This window comes from Desulfoluna sp. CYM3A, from assembly GCF_056829965.1.
The window spans coordinates 928367-942170 of sequence record NZ_CP186556.1; the positions used below are offsets into that span (position 1 = coordinate 928367).

Annotated in this window: 11 protein-coding genes; 2 read left to right on the plus strand and 9 right to left on the minus strand. The window is 61.5% G+C overall.

Annotated elements, in window-relative coordinates; translation table 11 throughout:
* Nucleotides 1–31 precede the first annotated feature (31 nt).
* Genes ACOYW1_RS04880 through ACOYW1_RS04890 form a run of 3 tightly spaced genes read right to left on the minus strand, consistent with a single transcriptional unit; the run spans nucleotide 32 to nucleotide 2587 of the window.
* Nucleotides 32–1588: a formylglycine-generating enzyme family protein gene (locus tag ACOYW1_RS04880; protein ID WP_482421888.1), complete on the minus strand. Its 1557-nt coding sequence runs from the start codon at nucleotides 1586–1588 to the stop codon at nucleotides 32–34.
* A 7-nt stretch (nucleotides 1589–1595) separates the two neighbouring features.
* Complete coding sequence (locus ACOYW1_RS04885; protein ID WP_482417263.1) at nucleotides 1596–1952, minus strand: hypothetical protein; 357 nt, start codon at nucleotides 1950–1952, stop codon at nucleotides 1596–1598.
* Complete coding sequence (locus tag ACOYW1_RS04890; RefSeq protein ID WP_482421889.1) at nucleotides 1949–2587, minus strand: hypothetical protein; 639 nt, start codon at nucleotides 2585–2587, stop codon at nucleotides 1949–1951. Before ACOYW1_RS04890 ends, ACOYW1_RS04885 begins: the two co-directional genes overlap by 4 nt.
* A 370-nt stretch (nucleotides 2588–2957) precedes the next feature.
* Between ACOYW1_RS04890 and ACOYW1_RS04895 the strand changes: the two genes are divergently transcribed.
* Nucleotides 2958–6026 (plus strand): ATP-binding protein, encoded by a 3069-nt coding sequence (locus ACOYW1_RS04895; RefSeq protein ID WP_482421890.1) that lies wholly within the window; start codon nucleotides 2958–2960, stop codon nucleotides 6024–6026.
* Nucleotides 6027–6124: 98 nt separating this feature from the next.
* On the plus strand, nucleotides 6125–8992 hold the full coding sequence (locus ACOYW1_RS04900; RefSeq protein WP_482421891.1) for an ATP-binding protein: 2868 nt from the start codon (nucleotides 6125–6127) through the stop codon (nucleotides 8990–8992).
* 86 nt (nucleotides 8993–9078) lie between these two features.
* Here the strand turns inward: ACOYW1_RS04900 and ACOYW1_RS04905 are convergent, their stop codons facing one another.
* From ACOYW1_RS04905 to ACOYW1_RS04930, 6 genes are all read right to left on the minus strand, one after another.
* Nucleotides 9079–10356, minus strand: coding sequence for a radical SAM protein (locus ACOYW1_RS04905; RefSeq protein WP_482421892.1), 1278 nt, complete (start codon nucleotides 10354–10356; stop codon nucleotides 9079–9081).
* Nucleotides 10350–10625 (minus strand): hypothetical protein, encoded by a 276-nt coding sequence (locus ACOYW1_RS04910; RefSeq protein WP_482421893.1) that lies wholly within the window; start codon nucleotides 10623–10625, stop codon nucleotides 10350–10352. The genes ACOYW1_RS04905 and ACOYW1_RS04910 overlap by 7 nt, the downstream gene beginning before the upstream one ends.
* Complete coding sequence (locus tag ACOYW1_RS04915) at nucleotides 10561–10890, minus strand: hypothetical protein (protein ID WP_482421894.1); 330 nt, start codon at nucleotides 10888–10890, stop codon at nucleotides 10561–10563. Before ACOYW1_RS04915 ends, ACOYW1_RS04910 begins: the two co-directional genes overlap by 65 nt.
* Before the next feature lie 248 nt (nucleotides 10891–11138).
* Nucleotides 11139–11510, minus strand: coding sequence for a hypothetical protein (locus ACOYW1_RS04920; RefSeq protein WP_180146961.1), 372 nt, complete (start codon nucleotides 11508–11510; stop codon nucleotides 11139–11141).
* A 19-nt stretch (nucleotides 11511–11529) separates the two neighbouring features.
* Complete coding sequence (argJ, locus tag ACOYW1_RS04925) at nucleotides 11530–12696, minus strand: bifunctional glutamate N-acetyltransferase/amino-acid acetyltransferase ArgJ (protein WP_482421895.1); 1167 nt, start codon at nucleotides 12694–12696, stop codon at nucleotides 11530–11532.
* A 173-nt stretch (nucleotides 12697–12869) separates the two neighbouring features.
* A complete protein-coding gene (locus ACOYW1_RS04930) occupies nucleotides 12870–13706 on the minus strand; it encodes a glucosaminidase domain-containing protein (protein ID WP_482417257.1) in 837 nt (278 codons plus the stop codon).
* Nucleotides 13707–13804 lie beyond the last annotated feature (98 nt).

A 13804-nucleotide genomic window follows, 5' to 3' on the forward strand; every position in this document is an offset into this window, starting at 1 on the left:
AGATCGGTTTCCCGGGTCGATCGGGGGATGATCACGGGTTGTGGTTCAGGGCCTCGGTGGGGATCTCCAGAACCAGGCGGAAACCGATGTACCCGCTTTTGTCCCCTGCGTTGTCGCTGTTTCTGTGAGCGCCCCGGATGCTGTCGATGCCGTGGAACCAGCTGCCGCCCCGGCTGACGCGGAAGTCACCCCGCACGGGGCCCTTGGGGTTGCGGGCCATGGGAAGCTCGGGGTAGGGGCCGTACCAGTCGCTGCACCACTCCGAGACGTTGCCGTTCATGTCGTAGATGTTCCACAGGTTGGATCGCCTGGTGGCCACTTTGTGGGGGGCGTCCCCTGAGTTGGAGCGAAACCAGGCGTAGGCCCCTGCGTCACCGCCCGGCTGGTCCCAGGGGTCTGAGGAGCCGGTGCGGGCGGTGTACTCCCATTCGGCTTCCGTGGGAAGGCGGAAGCGGCCCTTGCCTTTGTACCGGGCGTTGAGCCGGGTAATAAAGCGCTGGACATCCTGCCAGTAGATGTTCTCCACCGGGCAGTCCCCGCCGCAGTAGGGAAAGGCTGAGGGATTCTCGCCCATCACGGTCTCCCACTGGGCCTGGGTGACCTCGGTGGTCTGCATGTAAAAGGGGCGGGTGAGCCGGACCTTGTGGAGTCGTTCGTCCGGGAGGCGGCCCGGGGTGTCCTTGGGGCTGCCCATGGTAAAGGAGCGCGGGGAGATAAAGACAAACCGCATGCCGGGCAGGGGGCCTTCCACCGCGTTGCTCAGGGCCAGGAGCACCCGGGCCGCAGGGAGCTCGTCCGATCGGATGCGGGCAAGGCGCCTCACCTCCTCAAAGGGTTCTGAGGTGCCCACGGGAAAGCGCATCAGGGGGGCGTTGTCCGGTCCGGTGACGATAAAGGCGGTGAGGTTCAACTCAATGCCGTCGTTTTCTGCGGGAACGGGGGTGTAGTAGGGAAACACCTTGAGATCGTGGCGGAGGCGCCAGATGGTTTCGGCGCGGTCACGGTCCGGGTACGTCCAGGTATCCCGGTAGAGGGTTTCGTTGTGATTGATGGTGACGGGAAAGCGGAAGGTGTCGGCGTCGGGGCGTTGCACCGTGATGGTGGCGGAGTCCCGGGAGACAATGCACCCTTTCTCCTGAAGCAGGTCGATGGTTTCGGCCAGGGGGGCCAGGCGAATGAGCTGGGATTCGAGCCAGTCGACCTCCACCTCGGCCACCTGGATGCGCAGAACGCCCCGCTTTTCTATGTCGGCCAGGGTGTCATGGTTGGCGGTGCGTACCCTGTCGAGCTCCTTGCGGTAGCTGGCCAGGCGCTCCTTATATTCTTCGGTGGTCTCGAACATGCCCCTGGGTTTTGGGGGCTCCGGGCTCTCCAGCCTGAGGCTGTTGAGCTTCAGGTAATAGGCGCGCTCAATCTCCTGGAGCCGGGTCCGGCGTGTCTCGTCAAGGGCGCGGCTCAGGTCCCGGTATCGCGCCAGGGCTTCGGTGAGGTCGGGCAGGACCCGGGAGCTGACATCGGGCAGCTCGGCGGCGAAGCAGGGGGTGACCAGCAGGAACACGGCGATAAGCGGCAGGATCAATCGGGGCATGGCAAGACTAACTCTTCTGGCTGACGGTATGTTGGTGACGGATGCGCCGGAGAAAGGCCATGACATCGTCGATGAGGGGGCCCTCCGGGGTCTTTGCCGCGGTGGTGATGCCCAGGGCGTATCCGCCCACGGGAATGATAATAAGCGAGGTCTCCGGCCCTCGGATGGAGACGCTTGCCGGAGGGGCAAAGGCCGTGTTCTCGGTAGCCCGCGCACTCTCCTCGGCAAACCGGGCCAGCTCCTGACAGAAGGCGTCGCTATGGGCGGTGTTGCCCGCCATGCGGCGACCGTTGGCGGAGACCAGGCAATAGGAGTCCACACCCTGTATGCGGGCGATTTTGATAAAGTCCAGTATGGTGGTCATGGTGTCCGGTTTCCTTTAGCCGGTTTTTCGCCGGAAGTGAAGATCTCTTTAGCTTTTTCGGCAAAAACCCGCCGCTGGCCCGGATCGGTGATGGCCTTGGCCAGGATGGCTGCAAAGCGGGGCAATCCCTTAAGGTCCGGGTCCTCCCGGTCGATCCATGAGTTGAGGGCCTCGTGGAAGGGGGCCTGGGGCGGAGCGCCGGTCACCTGCTCCAGGAGCTTCATCAGGGGGAGGAGCCAGGGGCTCATGGGGCCTGCGATAAGGGCTTCGGGGGTGATGATGGACAGTGTTTCTTCCTGGAGCGCCTCTGGGCTTTTGGGCAGGCTGCGGGTTGCCTCTTCAAGGGCGTCGATGGGGGCTGTTCCGCAGTCGGGCTGGTGGTGTACGGCCAGAACCCAGGAGAGGGGCAGCTGTCGCAGGGTCAGGCCGGTGTCCCCCAGGGAAAGATGCACTTCATGGCCTTCGGGGAGAAGCCGCACAGCCTCATGGTACAATTTGTTGAGGCGGGGCAGGGGGCAGGACGGTGCCTGATTCGTGCCGTTGGACCGGGAGTGGTCCACGGTTTCGTCGGGGGTGATGACAAAGAGGCTCAGGAGGGCCGGATGTCTGCTGAAGATGGCGTTGATTGTGTCCATAATGTCCGGATCGGCCAGGGCCGTGGCGGGGTCGGGGTACAGTCTTCGGATCAGGAGAGGGGAATGTTTCCAATTTCCATCAACGGTAAACTGCAGGGGTATCCGCCCGGGAACCTCTGAGTTGAAAGCGTAAGAATGGTTGATAGCCACTCGAAAGTGTATTATCTCAAATCATCGTGAAACAGCCGTCGGCGGGCGAAAAGACGCCTGCCGGGGGCTTTTTGTTCTTTAAATATTAAATCGGTCGTCGGTTTTGCCGATGAAGGTAGTATATATGAACGCCAGGAACGAGTCAAACGAGTGATTACATGGTGGAAGGGGCACCGACGGTCAGGTCCGCGTCGGTCATGCCGCAGAAGGAGGGATGCAGATGGATCAGTTTGATGTGAGGCTGATACCGCCCCTGTTGTCTGTCTATTTTGGGGTGTGTCTCTCTTTGTTTTCACTGTTCAGGAGCCGGTTAAAGAAGGAGACCGTTCTTTTTACCATTTTGTTTCTGCTGGCGTCTGTAAGGCCGATTCAATATCTCCTCCAGCACGTCGTTTCGGACACCGGGATGCTGCTCTTTATGGAGAGGTGTGTCCTCATGGCCTATGCCCTCATGCCCTATGTGGGGGTCCTTTTTTTCCATCGCATTCTCAAGGTGCGCAAACCCCGGCTGGAGTACGGGGTGTGTGCGCTCAGCCTTCTCATGGCCGGAGCCTGCCTCGGGCCGTGGTTTCTTTCCGGGCTTCATACCCATCCCTGGGGCGTCATCGGCAAGGCCGGCCCCCTGTTCCCTGTGTATGTGGCCTATGGCGTGATCTCCTTCGGGTACACCCTCTTTTGCATCGTGTCGGTGATGAAGGGACGGCAGGATCTTGATACGCGCCGAAAGCAGCACTACCTGTTTGCCGCCCTTGTGGGGGGACCGAGCCTGATCCTGGTGACCGCCTTCTCCTTTACCGGCAGCCCCACGTACCCCGCCTCCAATTTCATGTTTGTGCCCATGGGGGTGATGGCATACGGGGTGCTTCGCCATCGCATCCAGGATATCTTCAGCGTGGCCCGGTTCCTTTTGTACAGGATGGCCTATGCTCTGGTGTTTCTCCTTCCCAACCTATTCATTTTTTCGTTGATCAAACCGTTGCTGTACGGCGGTGAAATGGTTCCCCTGGCCCCACTGTTGCTCGGCTGGTATGCGGCCAACCATCTGGCGGTTACAAGGCTGCACCCCAAGGTGAGTCGGCGGTTCAATCGCTACAGGCATCACCTGAAGACCGTGGAGAGTAAATTTGCCCGTGACCTCCTGATACTGCGTGATACCCGGAGCCTGGTGGATGAGTTCGGGGAGCTGGTGCGGTCCACCCTTCGGTTCCGGTCCATCCGCTTTTTCTTTGCCCCCGTGGAAGATCCGGGGCGGCTCATGGACATGGACGGGGAGGAGATCTTTCTGGATGAGGCCACCACGGCCTTTCTTGTGGCCGAGGACTGCCTCATCGACCACTACTTCCTGAACAACGAGATTCTTATGTCCGACGAAGGGGTGCGCGCCGATGTGGAGGCGTTGTTCCAGGCCTGCAACGGGATGTGCACGGTGCCCCTGGTCCAGTACGATCAGCTCATCGGGCTGGTGGTGTTTTCCGACAAGCAGGGGGGCGTGCCCGTGACCCCGGTGGAGATCGAGTTCCTGGAGAAGGTGAGCCGGTACCTCTCCATTGCCCTGTACAACTCCCGGGTATACCAGGCCGTCACCTCGGTGAAGGACCAGCTGGAGCTCAGGCGCCGGGAGCTGTCCCGGGAGATCCTTGAGCGCCGTAGAGCCGAGGAGAGCCTTCGCCGAAGCGAGAAGCACTACAGGCTCTTGTCCGACAACATTCTCGACACCCTGGTGGTGGTGGAGGTGGAGCGGGAAACCATTCAGTACGCCAGCCCCTCCTGTCTTAAAATCAGCGGGTATACCCCCAAAGAGATCGTGGGGGCGCGTTTCAGGGATTTTCTGACCAAAAGTTCCGGCCGGGAGCTGGCCCGGGTGCTTCCTCCCCCGGAGGAGGGTGAGGCTTTTCTGGTGGAGCTGGAGCACCGTCGAAAGGACGGGGAGCTTGCCTGGCTGGAGGTCTCAGGCCACTTTATCGCCGCCGGAAACGGGCGTATGGAGGTGGTGGGCCTGGCCCGGGACATCTCCGAGCGCCGGGTGGCGGAGATGGAGAAAGAGGAACTCAGCCAGAAGCTCCGGCAGGCCCAGAAGATGGAGTCCATCGGGGTGCTGGCCGGGGGCATTGCCCACGACTTCAACAACATCCTCATGGCCATTTTGGGGTACGCCCAGCTTGGGGGCATGTACCTGGGGGAAGCAGACGGAAAGGCCCCGGAGGTGGTGGCACAGATCGAAACAGCGGGGGTTCGGGCCAAGGAGCTGGTCTCCCAGATCCTGGCCTTCAGCCGTCAGGACGAACAGGCCCGCAAGGCCGTGGACCTGGTGGAGATCACCCGGGAGTCCCTTTCCCTTATGCGGCCCGTGGTTCCCGAAGGGGTCTCCATCGAAGCCGATTTCCCGGACACGTCCATGATGGTGGTGGCCGACCCCGTACAGATCCACCAGATCGTGGTCAACCTGTTTACCAATGCCTCCCACGCCATGGAAGAGGCAGCCGGGGCGATCCGCGTGTCGGTGAGCCAGACCTCCCTGGATGCGGGGGAGGCGCGGCGTTACGGGTTGGAACCCGGAGCCTTCGTGCTTCTGCGTGTCTCGGACCCCGGGGGCGGCATGGATGACGAAGTGCGGGCCCGGATTTTCGAACCCTATTTCACCACCAAGGAGCCGGACAAGGGCACAGGCATGGGGCTGGCTGTCGTCCAGGGCATCATCCTGAGCCACAACGGGGCCGTGGTGGTGGACTCCGGCAAAGGACGCGGGACCACGGTTGATGTCTACCTGCCCAGGGCCGAAGGGGGGACCGATGTTGCCCTCCTCAGCGGGGACCCGGGGGATGTGTGCAGGGGACGAGTGCTGTTTGTGGACGATGAGTCCATGCTGGTGGCCCTGGCCGATGAAGCCCTGGTCCGCATGGGCTTTGACGTGGTGGCCCTGGAGGACCCGGTGGAGGCCCTGGACCGTTTTACCGAGGATCCCATGGGATTCGACGTGGTGGTAACGGACATGACCATGCCCCGGATGTCCGGGCTGAAACTGGCCGAAAGCGTGCGGGCTCTTAATGCCGGTGTGCCGGTGATTCTCTGCACCGGGTTCAGCAACGAGTTGGTGGGCAGGCGCCACGAGGAGATGGGGGTGTCGGCGGTGCTGTTCAAGCCGGTGCCCATGAAGGAGCTGGCAGAGGCCATCCACGCGGTCCGCGCCGGCCAGCAGGCAGCAGGGCGGGCGCCCACGGACAGGGAGTCGTCTGAGTATTTTCAGGCAGGAACGGTGCCGGAGTCGGCATTGCAACAGACAGGACGATGATGAGAGATGCGCAATTGATTTTTTATGTACCGGCAGTCTTGACGGTGTTTTGCGGCCTTTTCCTGGCGGTTGCCTCCAGGTTCAAGGGACGGTTCCGGGTGGAAAACCCGTTTTTTCCCTTTATCTGTCTGCTCTGGTCCCTGGATGCGCTGTTTTTTATTGTCCAGCCCTTGGTATCGGTGACCTTGTCCGTGGTGGCGGAGCGGTTGCACTACCTGCTCCTGGCCTGGGTCTCCCTGGCCCATCTCTATTTTTTCTACAATTGGCTCGACCTCAGGAACGAGAGGATGGAGCGCATCGGCCTCACGCTGACCCTGGTGGTGTCGGGGGCGAGCCTGACCCCCTGGTATGTCCAGGGGGTGCATCGGTATCCCTGGGGGGTGGTGGCGGATACCGGACCGCTTTTTTGCCTTCACCTGCTGGTGTGCGGCTTGACCGCCGGGTACCTGATCCGGCTCAGCAGCGGCCGCATGGGGTGGGTGTACTCCGTGGAGGAGCGACGGAATCTCCGGCTTGCCGTGGGCTCCGTGGTGTGCGCGGTGGTGCTTTTTGTCCTGAACCTGGTCCCCTTGTCCGGGTTTTCGCTTTACGCCCCCGGGAACTGGCTCTTTTTCCCCATGGCGACCCTTGCCTGCGCCGTGTTTCGGGATCGTCTGCCGAATCTTTGCGCCGTGGTCCGGTTTCTGCTGGCAGGCGGCGTGGCTGCGGTGGTGCTCCTGGCCCCGAACCTGGGCTTGCTTTACCTGATCCACCCCTACTTCTCTTCCATCGATCCCTTGAGCCTTTTCTTCTTTCTCCTCTGCTGGTTTTATCTCAACTACCGGGCCCTTTTGGTGATGTTGCCGTATCTCGACGGGATCCAGGGGTCACGGTTTGACCTGAAAAAGGTGGAGTCCCATTTCTCCGAGAACATCCTTCTGTTACGTCGCACCGACGAGATGATCAACGAGTTCCGCCGGACAGTGGGGGAGACCCTGCGCATCCGGGGCATGGTCTTTTTTACCCGGAAAGGAGAGGGGTTCCTGGAGGAGGATACGGGCAGGGCCCTGGAGCTGTCCGAGGCCACCCATCGCTGGCTTTCGCTGCTGCAGGTCCCGCTGGACCGGCGGGAGGTGGAGCGGCGCGCCGGAAGCCCAGGCCGCCGGCAACCTGGCCTTTCCTACCAGTGTGGGTGCGGGTACATCGTTTCTCTTTCTCGGTACGGGGAGCTTCTGGGGCTCGTTCTCTTTCCCCAGAAATCGGCGCGGCTGGGCCTGACCCTCGGGGAGGAGCGTTTTGTCAGCCGCATCAAGGAGTTTGTCTCCATCGCCCTGTACAACTCCACGGTCTACCAGAACCTGAGCCGCCTCCAGGAGGAGCTTTCCCGGCATACAGGGGCCCTGGTGGAGGAGGCCGCCGAGAGAAAACGGACCCAGGAGGAGGCGGAGCAGAGCGAGAAACGCTCCCGGCTCCTGGCGGACAACGTCATGGAGACCATCGGCATCCTGAGCATCGATCCCCTGGAGTTTACCTACCTGAGCCCTTCGGTGGTCAAGCACCTGGGGTATGAAGGGGAAGAGCTCATCGGGCAGGGGGTGGATGTGGTGCTCTCCGACGAGTCGGAGCGGGAGATTCGCTCGGTCCTGAGCCATGCCATTTCTGTGCGGGGCGGCCATTCCCGCAATGCATTTATTTTTGAAACCGAGCTCACCAGAAAGGACGGCTCCCCTGTGTGGAGCGAGCTGTCGGCCCGTTTTCTCCGGGACGGGGAGGGCAAGGCCCGTGAGATCTTGCTGGTCTCCCGGGACATCACGGAGCGCCGTCACCTGGAGCGGGAGCGCGAAGCCCTTCAGCGCAAGCTGCGGCAGGCCCAGAAGATGGAGTCCATCGGGGTGCTGGCAGGGGGCATCGCCCACGATTTCAACAGCATCCTCATGGCGGTGATGGGCTACACACGCCTGGCACTCATGTACATCTCCGAAGAGAACGTCAAGGCCCGGGAAAAGATCATGCAGATCGAGAAGGCGGGCCAGAGGGCCCGGGACCTGGTGGCCCAGATCCTTGCCTTCAGCCGGAGGAACAAACAGAAACGGGAGCCCTGCTACCTTCGGGAGCACCTTAAAGAGACGGTGGGCTTTCTCAGCGCTTCGCTACCCTCCACCATCGACGTCCGGTTCACGGCAGGGGAGGGCAAGCTGCGGGTGGTGGCCGACGCCGTGCAGATCCATCAGATCATCATTAACCTTGCCACCAACGCCTTTCACGCCATCGGCGAAGGGGGAGGCACCATCTGGGTCCACGCCGAGGAGGTGACGGTGGAGGAGAGCCTCTCGCTGGCCCTGCACCTGCCGGAAGGGCCCTATGTTCGCTTAAGTGTTTCGGACACGGGCCATGGGGTGGACCCGGAGATCGCCTCGCGGATTTTCGAGCCCTACTACACCACCAAGGAGGTGGGCAAGGGAACGGGCATGGGGCTGGCCGTGGTGCACGGGATTGTCCTGAATCACGGCGGTGCCGTGAGCCTGGAGAGCGAGCGGGGAAAAGGGGCCACCTTCCATGTCTACCTTCCCATCACACCCCTTGGGGCCGACGGAGCAAAAGGGGCTCGGGCCACGGATGAGGCCAAGGGCACGGTGCTGTTGCTGGATGAGGAGGAGATTCTCATTGATCTGGCCCGGGAGGTGCTGGGCAGGCTGGGCTATGAGGTGGAAGCCTTTACAGACGGGCAGAAGGCCCTGGAGGTGTTTGCAGGGTCTCCTGAGAAATACGAGGCCGTGGTAATGGATCTGTTCACGGCAGGCGTGGGCGGTGTGGACATGGTACGCTCCGTGCGGAGCCACGCCCCGGAGATGCCCCTGGTGGTGACCTCCGGGCGGCCCGAGTCCACGACACGGAGCTCCCTGGGTCATGTGGAGGGGGCCGAGATCCTGCTCAAGCCCTTTACCCTGAAAGAGCTGGCCGAGGTCCTCGACCGGGTCACTTCCTGAAGCTGGCCTTCTATGGCCAACACCGGTCCAAAAAGAAAGCCTCCGGCAAGGTCGCCGGAGGCTTGTTTGAGTCGAATCGTTCCGCTTTAACGGTTTCTTTTCCGTGGCGCGCCCTTGTGCCTGCCGGGCTTTCGTCCGGGGCCCGTGGCGTGTTTTTTTCTGTCCCCTGCCGGTTTTCTGCTTTTGTCCCGTCCGTGTCCCTGTCCTGTGCCTTTGAGAGCGGCTTTCTGTCGCTCCTTGGCCTCCTTTTGCTTTTCCACAAAAACAGGTTTTCCGGTCTCAGGATCCTTTTCCGTCACGTACATGAGGGTGGAGAGGGTGGACGGGGTGGGGGTGAAGATCTGGGCCTGTTCGGGGCGCGTGTGCAACTCGGTGCGGCAGAACCGGGCCAGCTCCTCCATCTCTTTCTGAGCGCAGCCCGGGTGGGCCGCCATGAAGTAGTAGGTGAGAAACTGGGGCATGCCCGCCTGTTCGGTGAGTTCCAGGAATCGGTTCCGGAACCGGATCAGCTCGGTCTGGGGCTTGCCCATGAGGGAGAGGACCTTGTCGCTGGTGTGCTCCGGTGCGATCTTCAGCTGGCCCGAGGTGTGGTGGGCCACCACCTCTTTGAGGTAGAGGTCCCCCTTCTTCTTGTCGGCCAGAACCAGGTCCGGCCGGATCCCCGAGGCGGAGAAGACCTTCTTGATGCCGGGCACCCGCTGCATCTTCTTAAGCAGGGAGATGAGCCGGGAGTGATCCGGCTTCAGGGCGGGGCAGACGGACGGGTAGAGGCACCGCCGGTCGCTGCACGCCCCTTTTTTCAGCTTTTTCTCGCATTCAAACCCGTACATGTTGCCCGTGGGGCCCCCTGCATCGAGGATATACCCCTTGAAGCCGGGCAGGGTGGTGAGGGTTTTGGTTTCCCTCAGGATGGAGTCCTCGCTTCGGCTGGAGACCGTGCGGCCCTGGTGGAGGGCAATGGCGCAGAAGTTACAATCCCCGTAGCAACCCCTGTGGGTGGCGATGGAAAACCGGATGGTCTCCATGGCCCGCACCTCGCCCATGCTGCTGCACAGGGGGTGGAGTTCCCGGGTGAAGGGAAGCTCGTTGACGTCGTCCAACTCCCCTTGGGAAAGGGGAGGCTGGGGCGGGTTCTGCACCAGGTAGCGGGTGTCGTGTTTCTGGATGAGGCCCCGGGCCGTGATGGCATCGGCGTTGGCCTTGAAGGCCGTGAACATGCGGGAAAAGGCCTCTTTGTCCTTTTTGACCTCTTCAAGAGGGGGGAGCTCCAGGTAACCGGGCACGGGGGTGTCGGATTTTCGGCAGAGGCCGGCAATGTCATCGGGGGAGTCCCCGGAGGCCAGGGCCTTGGCAGCTTTCACCACGCCGCTATGCCGTAGAGCAGGTAGTCTGCCTTGGAATCAAAGAGGATGGAGCCGCGGATGCGGTTCTGCCAGGCGTCGTAGTGGGGGACCCTTCGAAGGCTTGCCTCAATGCCCCCTAAGACAATGGGAACCGGGCTCCCCTTGTGATGGCGGCGGATGAGGTTGGTGTAGGCGATGACGGCACGGTCGGGCCTGCGGATGTTATCACCCCCCGGGGTGTAGTCGCAGCGCTTGCGTTTTTTGCCCGAAGCTGTGTAGTTGGCCACCATGGAGTCCAGGCCATGTTTGGTGGCACCCCCAGAAGAGGGCCGGTTCTCCCAGGCGGGTGATGTCCCGGTCGCTCTGGATGTCCGGCTGGGCGATGATGGCCACCTTGAATCCGGCCCGTTCCAGGACCCTGCCCACCACGGCCGCACCGATGGCCGGTGCGTCGACGTAGCTGTCTCCGGTCACCAGGATGACATCGGGTCGTTCCCAGCCCAGGTCGTCCATCTCCTTGCGGGTGGCGGGTAAAAAACGGTGGGGTGTGTTCATGGGGTCCATCCTTCGTCTTGTTCTCAGACCGAAGCCCTTGGCTTGGGTCGCGTGTGTTGTGGTGCCGTGCCTTATTAATCAAGGCGAAAAAGAGAGCTACCTTATCACAGGCATCAGCACAATGACAGGATGGAACAGGAAGGGAAAGGGGGGCAAAAAGGAGGGGGCGGTCCCGGCAGGCCTAACGGAGCCTGCCGGGGTGTGACGGGGGCCCTGCCGGAGGCAGGGCGACGTGCTTTTGGAAAAAATCAGACGGAGTGGTCCAGCATGGTCTCGGCCTCTTCCAGGCTTAAGGCCGAGGTCACACTGTAAGCGGGCCAGACCAGGCTCTGGTGCTCATGGGGGAAGTGGGGCGTTGTCCGCTCCGCGGCCTTGACGCGAACCACCCGGCCGATGGCCGAGTCCCAGAGGGCCTCCTGGCAGTGGCGCATGAAGTTCTCGGAGAGACCGTCTGCCAGCATGTAGTGCCGAAGGTCTGTGATGCAGGTAAATCCCCGGGACAATTGGTGTACCGCCCGTTGCATTTTGTGGACAATCTCGGCAAGTTCATCCGCCTGATTGATCCGTCCCAGGGTGAAATAGAGCCGGTTTTTCTCGAGATCCACTCTGATTTCATGCATCGCTTCACGTCTCCCCTTGTCATGATGAATAGTAGGCTGCATTCTCTTCAATATACTTTTCGGTGAGGTCGCAGCCGTAGGCGGTGGCCGAAGCATCTCCCGTGGAAAGGGAGACAACGATGGCGACATGCTCGCCCGAAAGAAGGCTGCGGACCTTGGCTTCGTCGAAGTCCACGCGGGCCTGGTCCGCGTAGACCAGGGTGCCGTTGATGGTGATGGAGAGCTTTTCCGGTGCAACCGTGCAGTGGGTGCACTTGCCCACAGCCATGAGGATACGGCCGATGTTGGGGTCGGCGCCGTAGGCCATGGTTTTGATCAGGGGGGAGTTGATCAGGGCTTTGGCAATGAACCGGGCTTCGGTATCGTTGACGGCCCCGGTGACGGTTGCGGTGAGGAGCTTGGTGGCCCCTTCGCCGTCCCGGGCCAGGAGTTTGGTCATTTCGACGCAGGCGGCCTTCAGGGCCTCTGCAAACAGGGTGTGGTCCACGGGCCCGGCCAGTCCGTTGGCCAGGGCCAGGCAGGTGTCCGAGGTGCTGGTGTCCGAGTCCACCGAGAGCATGTTGAAGGAGTCTTTGACGGCCTCGCGGAGCATGCGGTCCAGGGCAGGGACCGGGATCTCCGCATCGGTGAGAATGTACACCAGCATGGTGGCCATGTTGGGCTCGATCATGCCGGAACCCTTGGCGATGATGGTGAGGGTGGCGCCCTCCACCTCAAGGGAGATGGCCTTGGCATAGGTATCCGTGGTCATGATCCCTTCGGCCCCCACCAGGGGGTCGGTGGTCAGGCCCTCTCCGATTTTGGTGAGGCCTGCTTCGATTTTTTCGATGGGGAGCTGGCGCCCGATGACGCCGGTGGAGCTCATGATCACTTCCTGCTCGGGGATATCAAAGGCGTGTGCTGTGGCACGGGCCATGCGGCGGGCGTTTTCGATGCCTTCCTCGCCGGTGCCGACATTGCTGACCCTGCTGTTGACCACCACGGCACGGAGCTTTCCGTTGCGGATGATCTCACGGCCCAGCACAACGGGGGCCCCGGGAAAGAGGTTGCGGGTAAAGACGCCTGCGGCGTTGGCGGTGACGTCGGAAAGAAACAGGGAGAGGTCCTTTCCCTCTTCCTTGATTCCGCAGTTCATGCTGGCGCAGCGAAACCCCTTTGCCATGACAGATGGGGTATGGAACTTCATGATCATGCTCCTGATCTGGGTGGTTGATTTATCTCATAGTATAAAACACAGTTTGCCACAATAACTGAAATAAACATTTTGACGCAAAAGTGGCCTGTGTCGCGTGATTGATGAATGAAATGAAATGTCTGGAGGTTGAACAAAGGTTTCAACGGTAAATCTTCTTCGTGTGTCTACCTTTTGCTCAAGAGAGAGTTGTTTGTGCGTATAAGTTGCTGTATCTCCCGGATGTACGCCTCACCCCGGCTGGAATAGCGTACAAGGCCCGCCGCAAGGGACTCTCCGTCCGGTTCCACCCCCATGGACCTTTGCTCCCTGCGGATATCACGTAAGGGTTTGTAGGCCCAGAGGGTGTTGAGGTTGTGGAGGTAGCTTCGTACGGACTCGGCCACGGTATCGAATCGGGCCACCTCGTGGCTGGCGCCCTCGGTCCGGTTTTTGGGGACCATGCCTTTGCCTTTGCCGAAGACCCACTGGCCGAAGAGGTTGTTGCCTTCACGGGCAAAACGGGAGGTGCCCCAGGCAGACTCGTTGGCGGCCTGGGCCAGGGCCAGGGAGAGGGGGATGATGTCCACGCGGGTGAGCAGGGACTCCCGGTCCTCGGGGGTTTGGGCCGAAAAGGGAGAGAGCCTGTAGAGGGTGGCCAGCTCGCTGAGCCAGGTGCTCTCCTCAGGCCCCAGGACCTCGGCTTCGTGGAGAAGGATGAGCTGGCGGCGCAGGGTGAGGATGGCGTTGTTCTCCGCAATGACGATGGGCCGCATGTAGGAGAAGAAAGCCTCTTTTTTTTCAGCCACAACGGGGATGGCACCGAAATCGGGCAGGGCCGGGGCCGTGTGTGCCACCGGGGGCGTGATTCGGGGCAGGGGCTGGACAGGGGGCGTTTTCGGCTCCATGTGCTCGGGATAAAAGACGACAAAAAGGGCTGCAAGGGCCACCAGAAACGTTAATCCGGCCCAGGGGGCCCTGTTGTGGTCGCCTGCGGAAAAGGGGGTTTCTCGTTTTTTTTCCATGATCGCTGTCCCGGGTGCCCTTTGGATAAGTACCGATAAGCAAAGGGGACCGTGCCTGTTTGCGGGTGATGTTTATCCGGCCGGTGCGCCGTCGCTCC

What these genes read in the sequence shown, in the direction of transcription:
- ACOYW1_RS04880 (WP_482421888.1), bottom strand. Translation starts at nt 1,588, where the DNA reads ATGCCCCGATTGATCCTGCCGCTTATCGCCGTGTTCCTGCTGGTCACC.
- ACOYW1_RS04885 (WP_482417263.1), bottom strand. Translation starts at nt 1,952, where the DNA reads ATGACCACCATACTGGACTTTATCAAAATCGCCCGCATACAGGGTGTG.
- ACOYW1_RS04890 (WP_482421889.1), bottom strand. Translation starts at nt 2,587, where the DNA reads ATGGACACAATCAACGCCATCTTCAGCAGACATCCGGCCCTCCTGAGC.
- ACOYW1_RS04895 (WP_482421890.1), top strand. Translation starts at nt 2,958, where the DNA reads ATGGATCAGTTTGATGTGAGGCTGATACCGCCCCTGTTGTCTGTCTAT.
- ACOYW1_RS04910 (WP_482421893.1), bottom strand. Translation starts at nt 10,625, where the DNA reads ATGGTGGCCAACTACACAGCTTCGGGCAAAAAACGCAAGCGCTGCGAC.
- ACOYW1_RS04915 (WP_482421894.1), bottom strand. Translation starts at nt 10,890, where the DNA reads ATGAACACACCCCACCGTTTTTTACCCGCCACCCGCAAGGAGATGGAC.
- ACOYW1_RS04920 (WP_180146961.1), bottom strand. Translation starts at nt 11,510, where the DNA reads ATGCATGAAATCAGAGTGGATCTCGAGAAAAACCGGCTCTATTTCACC.
- argJ (WP_482421895.1), bottom strand. Translation starts at nt 12,696, where the DNA reads ATGAAGTTCCATACCCCATCTGTCATGGCAAAGGGGTTTCGCTGCGCC.
- ACOYW1_RS04930 (WP_482417257.1), bottom strand. Translation starts at nt 13,706, where the DNA reads ATGGAAAAAAAACGAGAAACCCCCTTTTCCGCAGGCGACCACAACAGG.